The 23,216-nt window shown below is 51.6% G+C and carries 19 protein-coding genes and 1 pseudogene; 9 read left to right on the top strand and 11 right to left on the bottom strand.

All coding sequences use genetic code 11. The features are described from left to right. Positions 1-11 precede the first annotated feature (11 nt). On the top strand, positions 12-2,189 hold the full coding sequence (gene cphA, locus AMM03_RS10385) for a cyanophycin synthetase (RefSeq protein ID WP_090131581.1): 2,178 nt from the start codon (positions 12-14) through the stop codon (positions 2,187-2,189). A 36-nt stretch (positions 2,190-2,225) separates the two neighbouring features. After that, entirely contained in the window at positions 2,226-4,811 is a 2,586-nt protein-coding gene (cphA, locus tag AMM03_RS10380; protein ID WP_090131298.1) for a cyanophycin synthetase, read from the top strand. Here cphA (AMM03_RS10380) and AMM03_RS10375 read toward each other — a convergent pair. The 5 genes from AMM03_RS10375 to AMM03_RS10355 all read right to left on the bottom strand — a co-directional run bounded on the left by AMM03_RS10375 (position 4,804) and on the right by AMM03_RS10355 (position 10,486). Beyond that, positions 4,804-5,919 carry an acyltransferase family protein gene (locus AMM03_RS10375; protein ID WP_090131295.1) on the bottom strand — a complete coding sequence of 372 codons (1,116 nt, stop codon included), beginning with the start codon at positions 5,917-5,919 and terminating at the stop codon, positions 4,804-4,806. The two genes, cphA (AMM03_RS10380) and AMM03_RS10375, sit on opposite strands and share 8 nt — an antisense overlap. A 13-nt stretch (positions 5,920-5,932) precedes the next feature. Beyond that, positions 5,933-6,889: an NAD(P)H-dependent flavin oxidoreductase gene (locus AMM03_RS10370; RefSeq protein ID WP_090131292.1), complete on the bottom strand. Its 957-nt coding sequence runs from the start codon at positions 6,887-6,889 to the stop codon at positions 5,933-5,935. A 40-nt stretch (positions 6,890-6,929) separates the two neighbouring features. Further along, on the bottom strand, positions 6,930-8,720 hold the full coding sequence (locus AMM03_RS10365) for an acyl-CoA dehydrogenase (RefSeq protein ID WP_090131290.1): 1,791 nt from the start codon (positions 8,718-8,720) through the stop codon (positions 6,930-6,932). Between the two features lie 75 nt (positions 8,721-8,795). Continuing rightward, positions 8,796-9,728: an electron transfer flavoprotein subunit alpha/FixB family protein gene (locus AMM03_RS10360; protein ID WP_090131288.1), complete on the bottom strand. Its 933-nt coding sequence runs from the start codon at positions 9,726-9,728 to the stop codon at positions 8,796-8,798. A gap of 2 nt (positions 9,729-9,730) precedes the next feature. After that, positions 9,731-10,486: an electron transfer flavoprotein subunit beta/FixA family protein gene (locus AMM03_RS10355; RefSeq protein WP_090131286.1), complete on the bottom strand. Its 756-nt coding sequence runs from the start codon at positions 10,484-10,486 to the stop codon at positions 9,731-9,733. 292 nt (positions 10,487-10,778) lie between these two features. Between AMM03_RS10355 and AMM03_RS10350 the strand changes: the two genes are divergently transcribed. From AMM03_RS10350 to AMM03_RS10335, 4 genes are all read left to right on the top strand, one after another. Then, positions 10,779-11,795 carry a TRAP transporter substrate-binding protein gene (locus AMM03_RS10350; RefSeq protein ID WP_090131284.1) on the top strand — a complete coding sequence of 339 codons (1,017 nt, stop codon included), beginning with the start codon at positions 10,779-10,781 and terminating at the stop codon, positions 11,793-11,795. A gap of 98 nt (positions 11,796-11,893) precedes the next feature. Further along, positions 11,894-12,379, top strand: coding sequence for a TRAP transporter small permease (locus AMM03_RS10345; protein WP_228764651.1), 486 nt, complete (start codon positions 11,894-11,896; stop codon positions 12,377-12,379). After that, positions 12,376-13,671 (top strand): TRAP transporter large permease, encoded by a 1,296-nt coding sequence (locus tag AMM03_RS10340; RefSeq protein ID WP_090131280.1) that lies wholly within the window; start codon positions 12,376-12,378, stop codon positions 13,669-13,671. Before AMM03_RS10345 ends, AMM03_RS10340 begins: the two co-directional genes overlap by 4 nt. Before the next feature lie 49 nt (positions 13,672-13,720). Further along, entirely contained in the window at positions 13,721-14,662 is a 942-nt protein-coding gene (locus AMM03_RS10335; RefSeq protein WP_090131278.1) for an alpha/beta hydrolase, read from the top strand. 36 nt (positions 14,663-14,698) lie between these two features. Here the strand turns inward: AMM03_RS10335 and AMM03_RS10330 are convergent, their stop codons facing one another. Continuing rightward, positions 14,699-15,955 carry a mechanosensitive ion channel family protein gene (locus tag AMM03_RS10330; RefSeq protein ID WP_090131577.1) on the bottom strand — a complete coding sequence of 419 codons (1,257 nt, stop codon included), beginning with the start codon at positions 15,953-15,955 and terminating at the stop codon, positions 14,699-14,701. A 30-nt stretch (positions 15,956-15,985) separates the two neighbouring features. Next, entirely contained in the window at positions 15,986-16,939 is a 954-nt protein-coding gene (locus AMM03_RS10325) for a histone deacetylase family protein (RefSeq protein WP_090131276.1), read from the bottom strand. A 97-nt stretch (positions 16,940-17,036) separates the two neighbouring features. Here AMM03_RS10325 and mltB point away from each other — a divergent pair, with 97 nt between their 5' ends. Beyond that, complete coding sequence (gene mltB / locus AMM03_RS10320; RefSeq protein ID WP_090131274.1) at positions 17,037-18,119, top strand: lytic murein transglycosylase B; 1,083 nt, start codon at positions 17,037-17,039, stop codon at positions 18,117-18,119. A 76-nt stretch (positions 18,120-18,195) separates the two neighbouring features. Here mltB and AMM03_RS10315 read toward each other — a convergent pair whose 3' ends face one another. Next, the gene (locus tag AMM03_RS10315) at positions 18,196-19,731 is read right to left on the bottom strand and encodes an RHS repeat domain-containing protein (protein ID WP_194942851.1); all 1,536 of its coding nucleotides are present in this window, start codon (positions 19,729-19,731) and stop codon (positions 18,196-18,198) included. 163 nt (positions 19,732-19,894) lie between these two features. On the opposite strand from AMM03_RS10315, the pseudogene AMM03_RS14180 reads away from it, so the two are divergent. Then, positions 19,895-20,011, top strand: a pseudogene (locus tag AMM03_RS14180) (lytic murein transglycosylase); the annotation flags it as partial. A gap of 33 nt (positions 20,012-20,044) precedes the next feature. Continuing rightward, positions 20,045-20,722, top strand: a complete 678-nt coding sequence (locus AMM03_RS10310; RefSeq protein ID WP_090131270.1) for an SDR family oxidoreductase — start codon at positions 20,045-20,047, stop codon at positions 20,720-20,722. 11 nt (positions 20,723-20,733) lie between these two features. Here the strand turns inward: AMM03_RS10310 and AMM03_RS14400 are convergent, their stop codons facing one another. The 3 genes from AMM03_RS14400 to AMM03_RS10295 form a co-directional block, all read right to left on the bottom strand. Next, a complete protein-coding gene (locus AMM03_RS14400; RefSeq protein ID WP_369793693.1) occupies positions 20,734-21,021 on the bottom strand; it encodes a hypothetical protein in 288 nt (95 codons plus the stop codon). Between the two features lie 230 nt (positions 21,022-21,251). After that, positions 21,252-22,256 carry a Gfo/Idh/MocA family protein gene (locus tag AMM03_RS10300; protein WP_090131266.1) on the bottom strand — a complete coding sequence of 335 codons (1,005 nt, stop codon included), beginning with the start codon at positions 22,254-22,256 and terminating at the stop codon, positions 21,252-21,254. A gap of 1 nt (position 22,257) precedes the next feature. Beyond that, positions 22,258-23,154 carry an NAD(P)-dependent oxidoreductase gene (locus tag AMM03_RS10295; protein WP_090131263.1) on the bottom strand — a complete coding sequence of 299 codons (897 nt, stop codon included), beginning with the start codon at positions 23,152-23,154 and terminating at the stop codon, positions 22,258-22,260. Positions 23,155-23,216: the final 62 nt, after the last annotated feature.

Raw genomic sequence — 23,216 nt, 5'->3', positions numbered from 1 at the left:
GGCACGCGGAAATGAGTTCTAAAGATATCAAATTTTTAAAGATGACCCACCTCAAGGGTCCCAACATCTGGACGTATCGCCCAGTCCTTGAGGCGTGGATCGACATTGGCGATTTGGAAGACTGCCCTTCCAACACCCTGCCAGGCTTCAATGAGCGCCTCCAAGCAATGCTGCCCGGCCTCATTGAGCACCGCTGCAGCGTAGGTGAACGAGGTGGATTCCTTCAAAGATTGGCCGAAGGCACATGGCCTGGCCACATCATGGAACACGTGGCTTTAGAGCTGCAAAACCGCGCCGGCATGCAAACGGGCTTTGGTAAAGCCCGCGAGGCAGGCCCCCGAGGTATCTACAAAGTCGTCATTCGCACGCGCAACGAGGTGGTTAGCCGCGCAGCGCTTCAGGCTGCTCGCGACTTGGTCATGGCCGCCATCGAAAACCGCGACTTCCCCGTCAAGCAAGTCATTGCCGATCTCACCCAAATGGTCGACCGCCTGTGCATAGGCCCCAGTACTGCCTGCATTGTCGATGCCGCTGCCGAGCGCAATATTCCCGCCATTCGCCTCAACAATGGCAATTTGGTGCAATTGGGCTACGGCGCCAACCAGCGCCGCATCTGGACTGCCGAAACCGACCAAACCAGCGCCATTGCTGAAGGCGTCTCCAAAGACAAAGACCTGACCAAGAGCTTGTTGGCCAACTGTGGCGTGCCCGTTCCAGAAGGTCGCAATGTGTCTTCCCCTCAAGAAGCATGGGAAGCGGCCCAAGACATTGGCCTGCCCGTCTGCGTCAAGCCCGTCGATGGCAACCACGCCCGTGGCGTCTCACTTGAGTTGCGCACCCAAGCCGAAATCGAAGCCGCCTACCATTTGGCCGAAGCCGAAGGCAGCGATGTCCTGGTCGAGCGACATATTTTGGGCGATGAGCATCGCTTGTTGGTAGTCGGTGGCCAAGTGGTCGCCGCCAACAAAGGTGAAGTTGCCAGCGTCATTGGCGATGGCATTCACACCGTCGAACAACTGATCGAAATCCAAATCAACTCCGACCCTCGGCGCGGCGAAGAAGAAGATTTCCCGCTGGACACCATTCGCCTCAAGGACCACACCACTGCCGTTTTAGAACTGCAGCGTCAAGGCCTGACCGGCAGCAGCGTCCCCGAAAAAGACCGCCATGTTTTGGTCATGAGAACCGGCAACATGGCCATGGATGTGACCGATTTGGTTCACCCCGATGTGGCTGAACTGGCAGCCCTGGCAGCCCGCATTGTGGGCCTGGACATCGCTGGCGTTGATTTGGTTGCCCAGGACATCTCCAAACCCATGAAAGCCCAGGGCGCAGCCATTGTTGAAGTCAATGCAGGCCCTGGCCTATTGATGCACCTCAAGCCAGCCACCGGCAAACCCCGCCCCGTGGGCCAAGCCATTGCGGCTCATCTTTTTGCCCCCGATTCAGAACCCCGAATTCCAGTGGTCGGGGTCATTGGTCAAGAAAACACCACAGGCACCTCGCACCTCATTGCTTGGTTATTGCATTTGCAAGGCCTGCAAACTGGTTTGTCTTCAGCCAAAGGCTTGTTCTTAGGGCAGCGTTGCTTGCAAAATCAAAGCGGTATGGAGTGGGAGTCGGCTCAGCGCTTGCTCATTAACCGATCGGTTGAAGCTGCTGTGTTTGAAACTACGGCTAGACACCTTCTTTCTGAGGGCTTGCCTTACGACCGTTGCTTGGTCGGTGTCATTACCGCCATGCCCAAAGCCGAAGGACTGCAAGACCTTTACATTCAGAGTGACGAGCAGATGCCCAATGTGGTTCGCACCCAAATGGATGTGGTTTTACCCAATGGCATGGCTGTGCTCAATGCCGACGATGCCGATGTTGCCAATTTGGCGCAGTACTGCGACGGTGAAGTCACTTACTTTGCCAGCTCAGAAGACAACCCCCTCATCGTCAAGCACCGCAGCGAAAACGGCCGCGTTGCTTTCTGGCGGAAAAATCATTTGGTCTTGGCACAAGGTGATCAGGAGATTGACGCACTGAACCGCCAACTGCCCGCCATTGACAAGCTGTTCAAAAATCAATTCATCACGTGCACCGAAGTATTGGCGGCCTCTGCGGCAGCATGGTCGCTCGGCATCAGCACTGACTTGATTCGAGCGGGCATCAAAAGTTTTGGCCAAAGCCCAGGCTCTCACTGAGCTTGATACAGCGCCTCAAACCAGGAAAACTGATTCATGGAAGTTTCAAGAATTCGAGCTTTGCGAGGCCCCAACCTTTGGAGCAGACAAACCAGCATCGAAGCCATCGTCAGCTGTCAGCCGCATGAGTGCGAGATGCTGCCAGGCAATGATTTTGAAAAACAATTGCGCCGAATTTTTCCAGCTGTGGGCCCCCTTGAAGGCTCACGCCCTGGTCAACCCGCCAGTTTGGCGCATGCCCTTGAAAAAATAACGCTCAGTCTACAAAACCAAGCCGGCTGCCCTGTGACGTTCAGCCGCACCACGGCCACTGAAGAAGAAGGCATTTTTCAGGTGGCGGTTCAATACACAGAAGAAGCGGTTGGCCGTTTGGCACTCAGCTTGGCAGAAAAGCTGTGTCACGCGGTTCAAACACAATCACCTTTTGATCTCAACCAAGCACTGGCTGAGTTGCGTGATTTGGATGAGGATGTTCGACTGGGCCCTTCAACGGGTTCTATCGTCGATGCCGCAGTTATTAAAGGCATTCCTTATCGCCGCCTCACCGAAGGCAGCATGGTGCAATTTGGTTGGGGCTCCAAACAGCGCCGCATTCAAGCCGCTGAAACTGACACCACCAGTGCCATTGCCGAATCTATCGCCCAAGACAAAGACCTCACAAAGTCTTTGTTGCTGGCCGCAGGTGTTCCCGTCCCGATTGGACGACCGGCCAAAGATCTCGAAGATGCTTGGCAAATTGCTCAAAGCATTGGCCTGCCAGTGGTGGTCAAACCGCAAGACGGCAACCAGGGCAAAGGCGTCACGGTCAACATTGTGGAGCGCGAACTTTTCGATCAGGCCTACGAAACCGCCGCACGTTATGGCGAAGTCTTGGTCGAAAAATTCTTGCCCGGCAGTGACTATCGTCTGCTGGTAGTCGGCAACAAATTGGTTGCTGCTGCTAGGCGTGAACCCCCTTTGGTGGTGGGCGATGGCGTGCTCACAGTCCGTGAGCTGGTTGAGAAAGTCAACGCAGATCCCCGTCGTGGAGATGGTCACTCAACATCGCTGACCAAAATCAAATTCGATGACATCGCCATTGGTCGCCTCAAGCTGCAAGACCTTGAACCCAATTCAGTGCCTGAAAAAGGCCGCCGGGTCATCTTAAGAAACAACGCTAATTTGTCCACGGGTGGTTCAGCCACCGATGTCACCGACGATGTGCATGCCGAAGTGGCTGCGCGTGTGGTGGCTGCAGCTCAAATGGTTGGCGTCGACATTTGCGGCGTAGACGTTGTTTGCGAATCGGTTCTCAAGCCGCTCGAAGAACAAAATGGCGGCATTGTCGAAGTCAATGCGGCGCCAGGTTTGCGCATGCACATCAGCCCTTCTTTTGGCAAGGGACGCAATGTCGGCAAGGCCGTCATTGACCACATGTTCCCCAACGGTGACAACGGTCGCATTCCCATCATTGCGGTCACAGGCACCAATGGCAAAACCACTACCGTCAGACTCACAGCGCACCTATTAAAGGCCAACCACCTCAGGGTTGGCATGACCAACACCGATGGCGTCTACGTCAACGGCCGTCAGATTGACGATGGCGATTGCAGTGGCCCGCGCAGCGCGCGCAATGTGCTGATGCACCCCGATGTCGATGCCGCCGTGTTTGAAACTGCCCGAGGTGGTTTGCTGCGAGAGGGCTTGGCCTTCGATCGTTGCCAAGTAGCCGTTGTGACCAATATGGGTGCAGGCGACCATTTGGGCTTGAACTACATCACCACCCTTGAAGACTTGTCGGTTCTAAAGCGCGTCATTGTGCTCAACGTGGCCCCAGATGGGATGGCAGTCCTCAATGCCGCCGACCCCCAAGTGGCAATGATGGCAAACATGTGTCCTGGCAATGTCACCTTCTTTGCACTTGACCCACACCACCCCGTTTTGGCCACGCATCGTGCACAAGGCAAGCGTGTGGTATACACCCAAAATGGCGACATCATTGCACAACAAGGCAAAAAGTCTTTCCGTATTTCATTGAGTGAAGTCCCCCTCACCCGCCAAGGCCAAATTGGTTTTCAAACAGAAAATGTTTTGGCAGCTGTGGGCGCGGCATGGGCCGTCAATGTGCCTTGGGAAACCATTGCACAAGGCTTGGCAACCTTCATCAGCGACATTCAAGGCGTCCCTGGCCGCTTCAATTTGTTTGATTACAAAGGCGCCACCCTCATTGCCGACTACGGCCACAACCCAGATGCCATTCAAGCATTGGTCAACGCCGTTGACAACATGCCTGCCAACAAACGCGTCGTCGTCATCAGTGGCGCAGGCGACCGACGTGACCAAGACATCCGCGATCAAACCCAAATATTGGGAACAGCTTTTGACGAAGTGATCTTGTACCAAGATGCTTGTCAGCGTGGCCGCAGCGATGGCGAAGTGATTCAACTTCTCCGAGAAGGTCTGAACGGTGCATCACGCACCACCCATGTTCAAGACATTCAAGGTGAGTTCAATGCCATCGACACGGCTTTAGCCCGCTTGGCACCTGGCGATTTGTGCCTCATTCTCATTGACCAAGTGGAAGCGGCTTTGGCTTATATCCAAGGCAAGGTCAACGAGAGTCAAGTACTGGCTGCTAACTGAGCAGCATAGCAACGGCGCTGCTAGCCGAAAAGATGGCGACCCACTGCACCACCCGCTTCAAGCTGGGTGGCTTGCTTTCAATGTGCACATGAATCAGGCGACCCAGCCAAACAGAAGCTGCGAATGAAATCAGCAGACCCATTAAATTGATGGGAATGCTCTCAGACCAAAAGTTAAAGACAAGTGCGCTGATGACCAGACTGACGCCAAAGTGAATCAGGAAAATGGCATAGGACGCATTGGAAAAATCACTAAGCCAAGGAGCGCCCAGAAATGCCAGGGATCTGCCCTCTCTAGATTCGTAAAGACACAATACCAAAGCTGTGACAACTGCAACGGCCAGTCGAATTCTGGGTTGATATGCATAGGCCAGAGCCCCAAGCAATGCGATCAAGATCGCCAAATTCAAGTAACTCCAACGCAGATTTGCTTGACGCCAACATCCAATGCACAGGCCCAAGCCATAGGCACAGAAAAAATAGGTGCCCCATATTTCGCCAAGCGGATGCAAGTTCCAGAAAAAAGTCGAAAGCAGCGTGAGTGTTGCCCACACTAGCAAAGCTTTTCGAACGACCGAACCACTTTTTGAAATGTGTTGCCATGAATGGGCCAGCCACGCGCAGGCAATGGCAATGACAAACAATTGGAAATCGATGGCAACGTACCAAACGCCAGCCGAAAATGCCTCTAAAAAAAGAATATCTTGCAGAAGCAAAACATGGGCAACAACTTGCAATGGCGTTGGCGATGCCGAGAGTGAACTATGATCAAAAAAAGGTCTGACGCCCGCCGTTACCAGCACGGCAACAGAAAGCGCCACGAACAAGGGAATGGCCAAGCGCACATATCGCGCCCAGATGCGAGGGAAAATTTGAAACGAATCACCTACTAATACTCGGATCCAAGACTTGGCGTTGAGATAACCACCCACCACCAAAAAAACTTGAACCGCAAGCAGGCCTTGATCTAACAAAAAATCTTCAAGTGTCGGAAACCATTCGGCCGCTACAGCTGCCATCGGGCTGTACAAAGCCAGATGGTGCCAAACGATGAGAATACAGGCCCCAACCTTCAACAGGTCAATGAGCTCTGACCGCTCTGACTTCACAAAACCTAGTGATTTAAGAAAGGGCTAAACGGGCGCGTGCCTGAGCGTACTCTTGCTTTAACTTGGCCACACGCTCTGCTGTGCTCACGATGGCATTGACGGCACCGATACCTTGGCCGCAACCCCAAATGTCTTTCCAAGCTTTTTTGGCATCGCCGCCAAAGTTCATGACCGAGGGATCGGACACTGGCAAGTTGGCAGGATCGAGTCCAGCCGCCTTGATGGAAGGCGCCAAGTAGTTGCCATGCACACCCGTGAACAAATTGCTATACACAATGTCATCGGAGTTGCAATCCACAATGGCTTGCTTGTATTCTTCTGCCGCACGCGCTTCGTGGGTAGCAATGAATGCAGAGCCAATGTAGGCAAAGTCAGCGCCCATGGCTTGTGCCGCCAAGATGGCATCACCACTTGCAATCGAACCCGACAAAGCAATCGGGCCATCAAACCACTGGCGAATTTCCTGAATCAATGCAAACGGGCTCTTCTCGCCAGCGTGACCACCAGCACCTGCGGCCACAGCGATCAAACCGTCGGCACCCTTTTCAATGGCTTTGTGCGCAAACTTGTTGTTGATGATGTCATGTAACACCACACCGCCGTAGCTGTGCGCTGCTTGGTTGATATCCTCACGTGCACCCAGCGATGTGATGATGATCGGCACTTTGTACTTGACGCACATGGCCATGTCGTGCTCTAAACGGTCATTGCTTTTGTGAACAATTTGGTTGATGGCAAAAGGCGCTGCGGGCTTGTCTGGATTGGCTTTGTTGTAAGCCGCCAAAGTTTCGGTAATTTCAATCAACCACTCTTCCAATTGGGCTGCTGGTCTGGCGTTCAAGGCGGGCATGGAGCCCACCACACCTGCTTTGCATTGCTCAATGACCAGCTTCGGGTTGCTGATGATGAACAAAGGCGAAGCGATGACCGGAAAAGGTAAATTGGCCAATACAGCGGGCAGTTTTGACATGCAGTCTCCAAATTATTTTTAATGATTCAAGGCAATGATATTAGAAAGCGTCCAAGGCCAATTCGTTCACGCTTTGAGCGCCTTCCACAATGCTATCGCGAACACCTGGTGCGCGACTGAGCAAATGGTCGGCATAAAAACGTGCGGTGGTCACTTTGGCAGCCATGAATGCTTTGTCTTGATCTTGGGCGCTTTGAGTCAAAGCCACCAGCAAGGCACGGCCCATCTGCCAGCCAGCCATCAAATTGCCAGAGAGCATCAAGTAAGGCACGCTGCCCGCAAAGACGTCGTTTGGATTGGCTTTGGTATTGCCAGCCACAAAATTGACCACATCCAAGAATGCCAAGCGAGCCGCTTTTAAGCGACGTCCCACGGCTTGGGCGTCTGCATTGGAGTGGGCCAACAATTCGATTTCAGTTTGCTCCACTTGTCCAGCCAGTGCTTTGGCAGTTTGACCGCCATCGCGTGCTGTTTTGCGGCCCACCAAGTCATTGGCTTGAATGGCCGTCGTGCCTTCGTAGATGGTCAAAATTTTGGCGTCGCGGTAGTACTGCGCTGCACCTGTTTCTTCAATGAAGCCCATGCCGCCGTGCACTTGCACACCGAGCGATGTCACTTCCAAACTCATCTCGGTGCTGTAGCCTTTAACCAGCGGCACCATGAATTCGTAGAACAAGGCATTTTGCTTGCGCACTTCTGCATCGGGGTGGTGATGCGCAGCATCGTAGGCAGCGGCAGCCACAGTGGCCAACGCACGGCAACCTTCAGTGCTGGCACGCATGGTCATGAGCATGCGTTTGACATCAGGGTGGTGAATGATGGGCGCTGAAGTGTTCATGCTGCCATCGACAGGACGGCTTTGCACGCGGTCTTTGGCGTACTGAACAGCCTTTTGATAAGAACGCTCGGCAATGGCGATGCCTTGAACGCCCACCGCATAGCGAGCGGCATTCATCATGATGAACATGTACTCGAGGCCGCGGTTTTCTTCGCCCACCAAGTAGCCAATAGCACCGCCGTTGTCGCCATACTGCAACACGGCTGTGGGGCTGGCCTTGATGCCCATTTTGTGTTCAATGCTGACGCAATGAACGTCGTTGCGATTGCCCAGGCTGCCATCGGCATTGACCATGAACTTGGGCACGACAAACAAGCTAATGCCCTTCACGCCTTCAGGTGCGCCTTGCACACGGGCCAACACCAAATGAACGATGTTGTCGGCCATGTCGTGCTCACCATAGGTGATGTAAATTTTGGTGCCGAACACTTTGTAGGTGCCATCGGGCAATGGCTCGGCGCGTGTGCGAACCAAGGCCAAATCAGAACCTGCCTGGGGCTCAGTCAAATTCATGGTGCCAGTCCACTCGCCAGAAATTAATTTCTCGAGATAGATGTTTTTCAAATCATCAGAGCCCGCCGTCAACAAAGCTTCGATGGCACCGTCTGTGAGCAAGGGGCACAATGCAAAACTCATGTTGGCCGAGTTGAGCATTTCGCCGCAAGCAGCTCCGATGGTTTTGGGCAAACCTTGTCCGCCAAAATCTGTGGGGTGTTGCAAACCCTGCCAGCCGCCCTCACCGTATTGCTTGAATGCTTCTTTGAAACCAGGCGTGGTTTTGACATGGCCATTGGCAAAGGCCGATGGATTTTTGTCGCCTTCCCAGTTCAAGGGCGCAATCACATCTTGGTTCAACTTGGCGCACTCTTCAAGCACAGCCTGGGCAGTTTCTAACCCAGCATCTTCAAAGCCAGGCATTTGCGCAACTTGGTCAATTCGGGCCAAGTGCTCGATGTTAAAAAGCATGTCTTTCAGGGGGGCAACGTAACTCATGTCATTCTCCGAATAAAAAGAAAGGCACCACAAGGGATGCCTTTCAAACTCACATTTCAGTTCAAATCAAACGAATCAAAGTGCGTTGACCAATTCAGGCACAGCCGCAAACAGGTCGGCTTCTAAACCGTAATCGGCCACGCTAAAGATGGGCGCTTCAGGGTCTTTGTTAATGGCCACAATGACTTTGCTGTCCTTCATACCGGCCAAGTGCTGAATGGCACCCGAGATACCGCAGGCTACATACAACTGGGGCGCCACAATCTTGCCTGTTTGGCCCACTTGCCAATCGTTAGGCGCATAACCTGCGTCCACCGCTGCGCGGCTAGCACCCATGGCTGCTCCCAGCTTGTCGGCCAAGGGCGTGATGACCTCTGCAAACTTTTCGGCACTGCCCAAAGCACGGCCACCCGACACAATGATCTTGGCGGCTGTGAGTTCGGGACGGTCGTTCTTGGCAATTTCGCTGCCCTTGAAGCTGCTCTTGCCGCTGTCGGTCGTTGCTGCTGCAGATTCAACGTTGGCAGAACCGCCAGTAGCTGCTGCTGCATCAAAACCTGTGGTGCGAACAGTCAACACTTTGACGCTATCTTTGCTTTGCACAGTGGCAATGGCGTTGCCAGCATAAATAGGACGCTCGAAGGTGTCGGCAGACACGACCAAAGTGACATCGCTCAATTGCGCCACATCCAGCTTGGCTGCCACGCGAGGGGCCACGTTTTTGCCGCTTGCTGTAGCGGGAAACAAAATGTGTGTGTAGTTGCCAGCAATGGCCAACACTTGAGCTGCCACGTTCTCGGCCAAGCCATGCGCCAGTCCTTCTGCGTCGACATGAATCACTTTGGAGACGCCTGCAATTTGTGCAGCAACTTGTGCGGCAGCAGAGGCGTTGTGACCGGCCACCAAAACGTGCACATCACCACCGCATGCCACAGCGGCTGTGACGGTGTTCAAAGTTGCACCCTTGATGGATGCGTTGTCGTGTTCTGCAATAACCAATGAAGCCATGATTAAATTACTTTCGAAACATTTTTCAACTTATCAACCAATGTCGCAACATCGGGCACCTTGATACCAGCAGAGCGCTTGGGTGGCTCAGACACTTTCAAGGTTGAAATACGAGGCGCAACATCCACACCCAAGTCTTCAGGCTTGAACGTGTCGAGTTGTTTTTTCTTCGCCTTCATGATGTTGGGCAACGTCACATAACGTGGTTCGTTCAAACGCAAGTCAGTGGTGATGACTGCAGGCATAGACAAGGATAAAACTTCCAAGCCGCCATCCACTTCGCGTGTCACTTGCACTTTGCCGTCTACCACTTCCACTTTGGAAGCAAAGGTGGCTTGCGGCAAGTCAGCCAAAGCTGCCAACATTTGACCGGTTTGGTTGCAATCGTCATCAATCGCTTGTTTGCCCAAGATGATCAAGCCAGGTTGTTCTTTGTCGACCAAGGCTTTGAGTAATTTGGCAACAGCCAAAGGTTGCAAATCCAAGTCGGCAGGTGTTTCCACCAAAATGCCGCGATCGGCACCAATGGCCATGGCAGTACGCAAGGTTTCTTGGCACTGCGTGACGCCGCAAGACACTGCGATCACTTCTGTAGCAATGCCCTTTTCTTTCAAGCGAACAGCTTCTTCGACAGCAATTTCGTCAAAGGGGTTCATGCTCATTTTGACGTTGGCGATGTCCACGCCCGTGCCGTCAGATTTGACGCGCACCTTCACGTTGTAATCGACGACCCGTTTCACGGGAACAAGAATTTTCATTGCCTAATCTCCAAGAAATAAAACAGCGGATTAACGCGCGATTTTGTTTGACGTTAACGTAAACGTCAATTGTGCCTTAATTCACAATTTTCTCAAGGCTTGACATCAAAAAAGCACGATCGTTCAGATTTTATATGACGAATTAAACAAATCAAAAAGTCAAAACATCGGGAATTCACCGACCAATCGGTTGGTGAATTGGTATTACCATATAAGGTGGAGGGTTTTGATTAAAACCTTTGAGTCATTTGCAGCCAAACTGCACTTCTTATTCTTCGAACGGAGCACATCCATGAAAAAGTCACTTCTAACAGCCGCTCTTTTGGCATTGACCGCCTGGGCCCCCCTTGTTCAAGCCGAAACAGTTCTGACCGTTTCAAGCTGGTTGCCACCCACCCACACCGCCTCCATGGCGCAAAAAGAATGGTGCGACTTGTTAGAGAACAACACCAAAGGTCGCATTAAATGCAACATCCTGCCCCGCGGTGTCACGCCAGCACCGGGTACATACGATGCAGTGAAAAACGGCTTGGCCGATTTGTCCTACACCGTTCATGGCTACACCCCTGGCCGTTTTGTATACACCCAAATGACTGAGCTGCCTTTCCTGGGCAACAGTGCTGAGTCCATCTCTGTGGCATTGAGCCGCGTTAGCGCCAAATACCCCGAATTTGCAGCCGAGCACCAAGGCGTCAAACTACTCTCTTTGTTCTCCCACGGCCCTGGCATTGTGTTCAACGTCAAGCGCCCCATTACCAAAGTGGAAGACTTGACCGGTCTCAAATTCCGCGTGGGTGGTGGCATGGTCAACGACATGTCCAAGGCCTTGAACATGAACGTGACACTCAAACCCGCACCTGACTCCTATGAACTGTTGGCCTCTGGCGTGATGGATGGCACCTTGTTTCCCGCTGAATCGACTGAGTCATTCAGGATCGACAAGATCATCAAGCATGCAACAACATTCCCGGGTGGCTTGTACAACACCAGCTTCGTTTTCATGATGAACCAAGCCAAATACGACAAGCTTTCAGCAGAGGACAAAAAAGCCGTTGATGCCATCTCCGGCGAAACAGCTGCGCGTATTTTTGGCCGCGGTTGGGACAAGGTTGACCGCCGTGCTTATGGCCTGATGCAAGCCAATAACGTATTGGTGACAAAAGCAGACGCCAAGTTTGTGGCAGACGTCAAAGCCAAAACCCAGCCTTTGGAACAAAACTGGGTGGCAGCTTCAAAAGCCAAAGGTTTGAAAGATCCCGCCAAAGTTTTGGCTGAATTCCGCGCTGAAATTGCCAAGCTCGAGAAATAATTGAAAACAGACGCTTTCTAGCGTTTGTCATTCAGCAGCAAGCGGTACCTGTCAATATTGAGAGGTACCGTTTTTTTTGATGCATTGGAATTATTCTTGTGAACAAATTTCTTGACAGGCTTTGCAGCCTGATTTCTGGCTTGGCGCTGTTTGCCATCATGGTGCTGACCTTCTTTGACGTATCAGGCCGCAAACTTCTCGACCACTCCATCACAGGCTCCCTCGAATTGACCGAGCTGTTCATGGTGGTCGTTATTTTTGGTGCCCTGCCCTTGGTGTCTCGCAAAGGCGAGCATGTGGTGTTTGATTCACTGGACAGTTTTTGGCCTGCATCATTTGTCAAATTTCAAAAAGCATTGGTCAATCTGCTTTGCAGTTTAGCTTTGTTGGCCTTAGGCTGGTTGATGATTTCCACTGGCATTGACTTTGCATCATTTGGAGAAACCACTGCGCAACTCAAAATTTCAAAAGCGCCATTCATCATGGGCATGGGTTTCATGTGTGCTTTGGCTGGCATCGTTCACTTGATTTTGGTCTTTCAACCCCTCTCAGCCGATGAAGAATCCGAAGGCGGTGTTCTATGACCGAAGCACTCATTGGTTTTATTGCTATTTTTGGACTGGCTTTGCTCCGCATGCCTCTGGCTTTCTCAATGGGCTTAGTCGGCATTGTTGGCATTGGGCTGACGCGCGGGTGGATGCCTGCCTTGGCCAGTACCGCTCAAGTGGTTCAAGAAACAGGTTTTGCCTACACCCTGTCCGTCATTCCCTTGTTCATTTTGATGGGCAACTTTGTGGCGCGCGCTGGACTGGCCCATGAGCTTTTTCACGCAGCCTACACCTTCATTGGCCATCGTCGGGGTGGCTTGGCACATGCCACCATTGCTGCATGTGCAGGTTTTGGCGCCATTTGTGGCTCGTCCATCGCCACGGCAGCAACCATGAGCAAGGTTGCTTATCCGTCCATGAAAAAGCTAGGCTATAGCGATGCGCTTTCAACCGGCGTCATTGCATCGGGAGGGACTTTGGGCATCATGATTCCGCCCTCCACCATCATGGTGATTTATGGCATCGTTACGGAAACTCACATTGGCAAACTGTTTGCTGCTGGCGTCATCCCCGGCATATTGACAGCGCTATTGCTAATGCTTGCTGTGGTCATCATGACCTCCCTAGACCCTGAACATGCACCAGCAGGTGAGAAATTCACTTGGGGTCAACGCATGGCAGCCTTGCGCGGCATTTGGGGCGTGTTGCTGTTGGTTTTTGTTGTACTGGGCGGCATTTATGGCGGCGTATTCACGGCCACTGAAGGCGCCGGAATGGGTGCAGCAGGCGCATTCCTCTTTGCATGGGGCCGTAAAGCCCTAACTTGGAAATCACTCATCGACATTTTGGTGGAGTCTGCACGAACCACAGGCATGCTTTTTACGCTGCTCATTGCAGCCACGATATTTGCAAATTTTGTCAACTTCACCACCATGCCCAGTGACCTGAAAGAATGGATCACGCACCTTGGTCTTTCCCCCGTCATGGTGGTCGGCGCCATGATGGTCATCTACATCATCTTAGGCACTGTGATGGAAGAACTCACCATGGTTCTTCTGACCATTCCGCTTTTCTTTCCCATTGTGGTTCAACTGGGTTTCGATCCCGTATGGTTCGGTGTTTTGATTGTGATGGTGATTCAAATTGGTTTAATTTCACCGCCCGTTGGCATGAACTTGTTTGTGCTCAACACACTGCTGCCCAAAGTGGGATTAGGAACAATCTTCCGTGGATGCTGGCCATTTGTAGGCATGCAAATCATCACCTTGGGATTCTTATTGTTCTTCCCTTGGTTGAGTTTGTATTTGCCATCACTGATGAGCACTTAAGCGAACCTTTTAAAAAACCAACAACCGTCATGCTGCGAAAGCGTTCAACATGTTAGACCCACAAGCCCAAGCGCTGATGCAACTCATGGTTGATAAAGGTGTACCGCCCGTCAACACCTTGTCGCCTGCTGAAGCACGTGAGTCATATCGCTCACGTCGAACATTCACGCAGCCTGATGCGCTAGAAGTTTTTAAGGTTGAAAACACACATTTCAATCAAAACGCTGTGGATGTTCCAGTTCGCATTTACCATCCGGCTTCTTCACAAACCCAAGCACAGCTGCCCGCCTTGGTCTACATCCATGGCGGTGGCTGGACCATTGGCGACCTCGACACACACGATGTTTTGTGTCGAAGCCTGTGCCTTCAAGCCGACGTGGTGGTGATATCCGTCGATTACAGAATGGGCCCCGAACACAAGTTTCCGGCAGCCTTCGACGACTGTGTCGCAGCGTTTCAATGGACAGTTCAAAATGCGAATCGACTGGGTATCGATACAAAACGCATCGCCATGGGTGGCGACAGTGCTGGTGGCAATTTGACGGCTGCCGCCTGCTTGCAATTGCGTGACCATCCTGTTCAACCTGCATTCCAATTGCTGATCTACCCGGCCACCATCATGTGGCAAGACACGCCCTCCTACCATGCCAATGGCCAGGGCTACATGCTCACCAAAGATTCCATTGCTTACTACACTGACAACTATTTGCGCGATCGAAATGATGCCAAAGATTGGCGTGCGTCGCCACAGTGGGCAGACAGTCATGCGGGTTTGCCTCCCGCTTTCGTCATGACCGCAGGATACGACCCGCTGCGGGATGAAGGACTGATGTATGCAGATGCCTTGTCCAAAGCCGGCGTATCAACACAGTACGTTTGCTTTGAAAGGCAAATTCATGGGTTTATCACCATGGGACGCGTGATGCAAGAAGCCAACACGGCCGTCTCAATGTGCGCGCAAGTGTTGAGAACTCAGCTTCATCCAAAATAAGCCTAGCCAATCGCAACAGATGGCAGCTGAACAGGGTTAGCCAGGCGTTCCACGCGTGTGAACCACACGCTGTGGAAATGGAATTTCGATGGCATGGGCACGCAACACATCCAAGATCGCCACATTGATTTCTGACCTCAAGGTGAGCATGCCAGACTGTTGCTCATCGACCCAATAGTGGACACCAAACTCTAGGCCATCAGCGCCAAAGTTGGAGAGTGTGACGAAGGGTGCAGGATCCGTTAAAACTTTGTCTTTGGAGGTACAGGCTTGGGTTAGCAAGGACATGACTTGTTGCACATCTGAGCCATAGGCCACCGATACAGATGTACTTTGCAACACACGCGAATCGGCCAAGGACAAATTTTCTACACGGCTGTTGATCAGCATCTCGTTGGGCACAATAGACTCGCGGCCATTGGGCGCACGGATTACTGTATAGCGCGCTTTGATGTCCGAAATACGCCCTTCAAAACCGTCTACCTTGACGCTATCGCCAATGCGCATGCTGCGCTCTGCCAGAATGACAAAGCCACTGACATAGTTGGCGGCTAATTTTTGCAATCCAAAACCAATACCAACACCGACTGCACCACCCAGCACAGACAGTGCCGTTAGGTCGATACCCACCGCAGACAAAGACAGCATCAAGCCCAGGAACAACAACAATGAAGTGACAGCATTGCTGACCGCTTTGCGCAAAGACAGCTCGCTGCCCGAAGACGATTTAAGCAAGCGCGCCTCAATGGCAGAAGACACCCACAAAGTGAGCAACATGACCAAGCCTGCGGTCAAGCCGCCTTCCATCAAGGTTCGAAGCGATAAGTGTGAGGACCCGACCTTCCATTGAATTTGGTCTAACTCTTCCAAAATCAATGGCAACAAACCCGTGAGCCACAAGACCACGGCGCCCCATGCCAACCATGACAAACTGCGCTCTACGGGACGAACCCATTCGGCTTGTTTGAAAGTGGCCTGCAAAACTTTGACGCCAAGCCTGATGACTGCCAAAGACATACAGACTGGTACCAAGAAGTCAAATACCCAGACGGGGTGTGCTTGTGCCCATACCGCACGCGTTGCAAACACCAAGCCTAGGAGCAAGATGGGAAACAAAACCCCATCGATGAGTTTTTTGCCCAATAAAACTGACAACTCCCACTGCGGTGTAACGCGCCGCAGCGCCATGACCAAGACAACAGCCAATGCAATGCATGCGCCAAACAGGGAGAGTTCGATCAGTGCTTGGCTTGGATTCAAACTATCCCACCACAGGGCGGGGTCATTCATCATGATGGGAACTTTTCTCACAACCATTCCTTATTAGACATCGGCCAAAACTCGAATGTGTGCCTCGACACTGCGCGACAAGGCACTGAGGTTGTAGCCCCCCTCCAAACAACTCACGATACGCCCTTGGGCATATTTTTGGGCAATGTCTTTCATGCGCTGCGTCATCCAGACATAGTCTTGCTCGACCAAACCAAGCTGTCCCATGTCATCTTCGCGGTGCGCATCAAACCCAGCACTGATGAAAATCATTTCAGGCCGATGCGCTTCCAATCGAGGGATCCAAATCATTTCAATCAACTCACGAATGTCCATGCCTTTGGTATAGGCAGGCACAGGCAAATTCACCAAATTGGTATCGTGCTTTAGAGCCCCCCCATCTGGATAGAACGGGTGCTGATAAAAGCTCACCATCAAAATTCGATCGTCGCCAGCCACAATGTCTTCGGTGCCATTGCCGTGGTGCACATCAAAGTCAACGATGGCCACACGTTGCAAGCCATGTCGCTCTACGGCGTATTTGGCCGCAATGGCCACATTGTTGAAAAAACAAAAGCCCATGGCTTTGTCGCGGCAAGCGTGATGCCCAGGCGGCCTCACCGCGCAAAAGGCATTTTCCAAATCGCCGGCAATGACTGCATCTGTGGCTTCTAACGCAGCACCTGCCGACCGGAGTGCCGCCTTCCAAGTGTGCGAATTCATAGAAGTGTCTGGATCCAAAGCGGTATGGGACGGTCCTCCCGCCTGCATGTCTTCAATGAGTGCGTCGCTCAAGCCCCGCAATGAGGCCACATACATCCTGCCATGGGCTAGTTCGATGTCTGCCAAGGATGCTGGGGCGGGCTCACGCCTTTCGAGGGCGTGGTCTAGGCCAGTGATTAGCAAGCGGTCTTCAATGGCGTCAAGGCGCTGGGGACATTCTGGATGGCCCCCACCCATTTCGTGAAGCCGACAATCTGCGTGTGTGAAATAGCCGGTAGCGCCCATCAATGATTACCGTAGAGTTAGTCGGGTGGATTTCAATTTTTTCAAGTTTCCAGCTTATCACGACACCGTGACCGGATACAAAGGCTAAACTTAAGCCATGCGAATTTTGTCATTGATTGGGATCATCTTTTGTGCAGTTTTATCTGCCAACTTGCACGCGGCCGAGCCGTCTAAAAAAAGCAAGTCCAAAATAAGCAAAACCAGTCCTGCGACTGGACCGTCCTATTCCAAGCGACATGATGCTGCCATATGGGCCGACAAAGTGGCGCAGGAGTATCAACTGGATGCCAAATGGATCAAAAGCCAACTGGCCCAGGCGCGCTACATTCCCAGCATTCCGAAGTTGATACTGCCCCCAACACAGATTAATAAAAAAAACTGGGCCGCTTATCAAGCCCGATTCATTGAACCCAAACGGATTGAAGCTGGCGTTCAATTTTGGAAACAAAACCAAAAAACGCTTCAAGATGCTGAAGAAAAATTTGGTGTACCGGCTTGGTTGGTCGTAGGCATCATTGGCGTTGAAACCTTTTATGGCCAGCACACTGGCAATTTTCGAACGCTCGATGCCCTGTGCACACTGACCTTCGACTTCCCTTCAGAACACCCCCGCGCCAAAGAAAGGCAAGCCTTTTTCTCCAAAGAACTGGCGCATTTTCTGGTACTGGCCCACCAAGAAAAAATGAAACCAAGCAGCATCAAGGGCAGCTATGCCGGCGCCTTAGGCTTGCCTCAATTCATGCCTTCCAGTTGGGCTAAATTTGCCATCGATTTTGATGGCGACAAACACATCGATTTGTTTGCCAACAAGGCCGATGTGATTGGCTCCGTGGCCAATTACTTCAAAGCCTTTCAGTGGCAACCCGGCATGCCCACTCACTACCCCGTGCGGTTTGATGCGGACAAACTCGACATGGATGCGCTAATGGCCCCGGACATTTTGCCTACCTTCAGTGTGCCAAACTTTTTGGCCAAGGGCGCTGTTTTGGAGGGCGATGCTTTAAGCCACGCCGGCCCATTCGCCCTGATTGAACTACTGAACGGTGATGCAGCGCCAAGTTATGTGGCTGGCACCGAAAACTTTTATGCCATAACGCGATACAACTGGAGCAGTTATTACGCCATGGCGGTCATTGACCTGGGCCAAGCAGTGGCGCGAGAAATGCCAAGCAAGCCCTGAGAGCGTTCACGCGTGAACCCTTTGAACCCCAAAAAACTGCTGCTGAGCATCTGACATGAAGGTATACCTCATCAATTCACCTAGGTCCCTGGCGGAATGAAGTCAAGGAACTCACCCATCCTGTTACGCGTTTGTAAGTGATGGTCTCGGTCGACACCCCATTTATTTTATAATCTGTACTTTTGATAGTCAGCCTTCCACTGGCATCATAAGATAGGGCAGCCTCTGTGAGGATTCCACTACTGTCGTATATTTTCTCAGAAGTTTTACGCCCAGTTATATCGTAAGCATAAATCGCATAATAATTTTCCAATCCTGCGCCATCCTTGGTTTCCATACGGAGAATATTTCCATTTGAATCTCTGGAAAAGTGAAGGGATCCAGACACCTGCCCTAGCCGGTCATAGAATATCTCATTAATGATCATTCCATTGTTGTTATAGCTCGAATGGATGGACAACTCCAAGGCCTGTGTCGAATCAAATTGTCTGTATTTGATTAAATTAAAATCCAATCCATATTCTGACTCTTGACGCCCTGTCAATTGACCATCGCCATCAAAATTTTGACTTTGAATTAAAAGGCCTGAAGTATTAAAAGAATTGAGGGTGCGTATTGTCAGTGCCCCTGACTCATACCTTTTGATTTCGATTGGGTTACCACTGATATCGCGTACAGTCTCAGTAGACCATCTGACTCCCCAACCAAGTTGAACAGTTTCTGACTTTACTTCATGACCATTAGAATCATATGAGATAAATATTTCATTCAATAAGACATCAGGAGAAAGGTACGTTGAGATAACTTTAACTTTACCTTCATCATCATATTTATAGATTGTCTTTTGATAAAAATCTTCGAAAGGATTGATATAAATTTCTTCTATCAATTGTCCCTTATCGTTATAAGTGTATGTTTCAACCGTATCGGCACGATCGGCTGTTTTAGTACGAGCTTCAGATCTGGCCTGAGGTTCAGACGTTAGATTCAATCCACGGTACAGGGCGTTGGCTGCAAAACCGCTGTTTTTGATCGCCCTGGCTCCTCCCCACACGCCAGCAGTCCGTGCCTGGCCCATGTAAGTCAGCAAAGTTGGATGGGTCCTGAATGACTCAACAGGAAGAGCAAACTTGACCGCGTTTCGAGCCTGCATGGACCGAAGGTACGGAGGAATGAAGATGCCGTTAGACGCATCCGCATCCTGGTCGATTGTCTGTAAAAAGGTTGTGAGGTTGATGGCACGGTTTAGACCTCGTCCACTAGGCGTCGACAACTCAAATTCAGTTTCATTCAAGGGCACTGAAACGCCCGCCAGATCAAAGGCAGTGACGCGAGCCGCTCCTGCAGCACGCCCGATCTCCATTTGACCTATAAAAAAAACAACTTGCTCTCCCGGCAAGTAGCGAAAGTTTCCAGCGAAGTCGGTGGTACCGTTTTGCGTGGGTGTCTGATAGTGCAATCCCTCAACGCCACTTGCGTCCAGAAAGACCCCCGTCTGCGTGCTGTCGCTCCCTCCACTGCAACCGGTCATTAAAAGGGGCAGAATCGAAACTAAACCAAATAAAAACCGTCGTAGCATGATGAACCCACTTTGTTGATCTTTGAACGTCACTCACGTGAACCTTGATTGCTGCGAGATGTCCATTGCAGTGTTTGGACAAGCTGTAGAACGACATTGCCTGGATGCAATCTAGGATTTATAACCCGAACACCCCAATCAAGCAATTAGGATTTACTTGCAAAGTTTCAGGAGAATCGCCAACTCAATCTGGCTATCACATGAGGCAGGCACCGAAAACTTCTACGCCATAACCCCCTACAACTGGAGCAGTTATTACGCCATGGCTGTCATTGAATTGGGGCAAGCCGTCGCAGAACGGGTACAGCGCTGAAAACATTTGAAATTTCACAGTACGGAGCGTGAAATGATCGATCTATCGAATCAAAGAATCCTAGTCACCCAGGCCAAAGACTTCATGGGGCCGGCTCTTTGTCATGAACTTAGCTTGTGTGGCGCAACGGTTATTGCAGACGATCGCATTCCGTTAGAGCCCCAAGATGCACAAGCCATCATTGACGCAGCAGTACCGCTGGATGCTCTCATAATCAATCTAGCGCTTCCCGCCCCCTCAACCCCCGTGTCACAAATTGATGACAGCGAATGGCTAAATGTCTTCAATGTCATGGTCAATCCATTGCCACGATTGGTCCGTGCCGCAATACCGGGCATGAAGGCTCAAGGTGGCGGCAAGATCGTTGTCATGGGCAGCGCCTCCGCCTTGCGCGGCATGAAGCGTGCAGCCAGCTACAGCGCAGCACGTGGTGCGCAATTGGCGTACGTCCAAGCAGCAGGTGTCGAGCTAGCGCCCGACAACATTCAGATCAATGCCGTGGCGCAAAATTTTGTCGACAACCCAACCTACTTTCCGCCAGAAGTTCAAGCCAATCCTCGATTTCAAGAACGATTGAAGCGCGAAGTTCCACTGGGCCGCTTGGTCAAGGCGGAAGAAGACGCTCGCTTTGTGGCCTATCTGTGCAGCGATGCCGCCAGCTGTTTTGTTGGGCAAGTGTTCCCCATGTCTGGCGGGTGGGCTGTGAAATGAATGCCATCATGTTAGAGAGCACCCTCTCCAGGTGACAAATTAATCACCGCACTCCAATCGAGTCTTGGGTCAGCTTCGTAATCGGCAACCAGCCAGGTCCGCAACGGATCATCGGCCATGTCGTTCAAAAAATCACACAGCACTTCGATAGAAGCCTGATCCAAGGCGACAAAGGGTTGATCCAGGCAAATGAGTTGCGCACCGCTGGCCAGCAAAGCTATCAAGGCTACTTTGCGGCGACTACCGTTAGAGAGCATGTACAACTGCTTGCCCAAATGATCTTCAAGATCAAGCGCCATGCACAGCTCTTGGCACAATCTCTCCGACCAACGAGGGTGCTTCATTTGGATCTGAGCCCAAAATTTCTCTGGTGTGGTTTGATCGTAATCTAGCAGTCGCGTATCAAGCCAAAAGGCGTCAGAATTTGAGTCACACAACTGGCGCAGAAATCGCGTTTTCCCGCTGCCTTCGTCACCAACGATCGCGTTCAATCCAGCCACAATTTGTTGGCCGTCACTGAAACCCACACTCATGCTGCACCAACCCTGAGCAATTCAACGATCAATTCTTGAGTTGACAGAGCATCACGGCCATTGACCTTAGGGTCACGATTTTCTTGAATAGCATCCAAGAATTCAGTCAACAGCGCACGATGCGGTTCATGCGAAAAATCCATCATGTTGGCGCCGCTGCCTGTGCCTCCTTCGCTGCGAATGCTAAAAGGCGATCCTTCCAAAAAATGGACCCCAAGGTTGGCTCCAGACAATCGCGCGCTACCCAAACTGCCGATAATTTCAATGGTTTCAGAAAAGCCAGAAAACATGGCGGTTGTGGCCATCAAATCGCCCGGGGCACCATTGCCCAAAACCAGCAAGGCACTGACGTAGTCTTCTGTCTCCATCTGGTGTAACTTGGTTTGACGAACCACGGCTGACTTGACCGACCTGAAACCCACCAAGGATCGAAACAAATCTAAGGTGTGAATGGCCTGCGTCAACAACACGCCGCCACCATCTCGCGCCATAGTGCCTCTGCCGGGCTCGTTGTAATAAGCTTGAGAGCGCCACCATGGAATGCGAACAGATGCAGCCTGAATCTCACCCAACCGGCCTTCCTGCAAAATCTTTTCTAAGGCAACTGAGGCTTCGCGGTATCGATGTTGCAGTACCAGGCCTAGACGAAGCCCCGTCGCCTCTGCCAACTCAACCAATCGCTCAGACCGTTCAAAGTTAACTTCTAAAGGCTTCTCTAACAAGACGTGCTTACCTGCGGCAAAGCACCGCTGACAAATTTCGAGATGGGTTGCTGGCGGCGTTGCCACAATGACAGCTTGAACCTCGGGGTCTTGCAAGATCAAATCGAGTGAGTCCGTCAACTGCACTGGCCCCGTATACGGAAGGACACGGTCAGCATCTGGTCGGCGTGCAAACGCATACCGAAATTCAATGCGGTCAGTCAGGTCTTGCAAGCTTCGCAAATGCGGCAAAGCTGCAGGGCCTAGCCCCACCAAAGCCACCACCATGCGTGCAGTCATATCAACTGCCTTGAACGATCTTGACCTGATTGATTTGAGCCTGTGCTTTAACGAGAGAAGGCACCAGTTCTGCGCCAAAACCCAAAGCGCAAGCGGTGACCAAACTTTGATGGACACTGGTTCCAACCAGCGATGGCGCTTTGACGCTTTCGGTCAAATGAACGTAATAACGCAAGTCTTTGGAAGCATTGTTGAGTTCAAATTTCAAGCCGGTGTAATCACCTTGAAGTGTCTTGGCCATGGCTTGAAACAAACCAGAATTGACAGCGCCTGCAGACACCACACGTACCAGCTGATTGACATCAATGCCTGCTTTTGCTCCAACAGCAAAGGCCTCTGCAGCTGCTGTTGTGATAGCTTGGCCCAAAAAGTTATTCAACAGTTTGATGACATGGGCTGCGCTAGTTTCGCCCACGTGGAAAATGTTTTCGCAATACGCTTGAAACATCGGTTCAAGCTTGGCAAAAACTTCGGGGGACGCACCAACCATGGTGTTGAGCTTGCCCGCCTCAGCTTCAACCGGTGTGCGTGCCAAGGGGGCATCTACCAGCGTAATGCCAGCATCTTGACAACGCTGCGCCAAACGACGTGTTGAATCGGGCTCACTGGTTGAAGCATCCACAATAATCAGCCCAGCTCGCGCTTTGCTCAACAAACCCTGCGGTCCCTCAATGGCTGCTTCCACTTGAGGTGAACCCGTGACACAAATAATCACGGCATCACAAGCAGACAAATCTGCATGGGTTTTGGCGAGTTGTGCACCCGCAGCCAGCAGGTCCTTTAGGGGCTCCTGTCTTGAGTGCGCAGTCAAAGAAACTTGAAAACCTTTGGCCAACAAATTTTTGGCAATGCCATGCCCCATCAAGCCCGATGCGCCAATAAAACCAATGTGCTTCATGCTTTACTTTCTATTTAAAACAGCTCGTAGGATAAGTTAATGCGGTCCTTTGTTGCAAACCA

This window comes from Limnohabitans sp. Rim11 (assembly GCF_001269365.1).
GTDB lineage: Bacteria > Pseudomonadota > Gammaproteobacteria > Burkholderiales > Burkholderiaceae_C > Limnohabitans_A.
This window is presented reverse-complemented; position numbering and strand designations above follow the sequence as displayed.

What these genes read in the sequence shown, in the direction of transcription:
- AMM03_RS10330 (WP_090131577.1), bottom strand. Translation starts at nt 15,955, where the DNA reads ATGATGAATGACCCCGCCCTGTGGTGGGATAGTTTGAATCCAAGCCAA.
- AMM03_RS10370 (WP_090131292.1), bottom strand. Translation starts at nt 6,889, where the DNA reads ATGTCAAAACTGCCCGCTGTATTGGCCAATTTACCTTTTCCGGTCATC.
- AMM03_RS10365 (WP_090131290.1), bottom strand. Translation starts at nt 8,720, where the DNA reads ATGAGTTACGTTGCCCCCCTGAAAGACATGCTTTTTAACATCGAGCAC.
- mltB (WP_090131274.1), top strand. Translation starts at nt 17,037, where the DNA reads ATGCGAATTTTGTCATTGATTGGGATCATCTTTTGTGCAGTTTTATCT.
- AMM03_RS14400 (WP_369793693.1), bottom strand. Translation starts at nt 21,021, where the DNA reads ATGGCGCTTGATCTTGAAGATCATTTGGGCAAGCAGTTGTACATGCTC.
- AMM03_RS10360 (WP_090131288.1), bottom strand. Translation starts at nt 9,728, where the DNA reads ATGGCTTCATTGGTTATTGCAGAACACGACAACGCATCCATCAAGGGT.
- AMM03_RS10340 (WP_090131280.1), top strand. Translation starts at nt 12,376, where the DNA reads ATGACCGAAGCACTCATTGGTTTTATTGCTATTTTTGGACTGGCTTTG.
- AMM03_RS10300 (WP_090131266.1), bottom strand. Translation starts at nt 22,256, where the DNA reads ATGACTGCACGCATGGTGGTGGCTTTGGTGGGGCTAGGCCCTGCAGCT.
- AMM03_RS10310 (WP_090131270.1), top strand. Translation starts at nt 20,045, where the DNA reads ATGATCGATCTATCGAATCAAAGAATCCTAGTCACCCAGGCCAAAGAC.
- AMM03_RS10295 (WP_090131263.1), bottom strand. Translation starts at nt 23,154, where the DNA reads ATGAAGCACATTGGTTTTATTGGCGCATCGGGCTTGATGGGGCATGGC.
- AMM03_RS10325 (WP_090131276.1), bottom strand. Translation starts at nt 16,939, where the DNA reads ATGGGCGCTACCGGCTATTTCACACACGCAGATTGTCGGCTTCACGAA.
- cphA (WP_090131298.1), top strand. Translation starts at nt 2,226, where the DNA reads ATGGAAGTTTCAAGAATTCGAGCTTTGCGAGGCCCCAACCTTTGGAGC.
- cphA (WP_090131581.1), top strand. Translation starts at nt 12, where the DNA reads ATGAGTTCTAAAGATATCAAATTTTTAAAGATGACCCACCTCAAGGGT.
- AMM03_RS10350 (WP_090131284.1), top strand. Translation starts at nt 10,779, where the DNA reads ATGAAAAAGTCACTTCTAACAGCCGCTCTTTTGGCATTGACCGCCTGG.
- AMM03_RS10335 (WP_090131278.1), top strand. Translation starts at nt 13,721, where the DNA reads ATGTTAGACCCACAAGCCCAAGCGCTGATGCAACTCATGGTTGATAAA.
- AMM03_RS10355 (WP_090131286.1), bottom strand. Translation starts at nt 10,486, where the DNA reads ATGAAAATTCTTGTTCCCGTGAAACGGGTCGTCGATTACAACGTGAAG.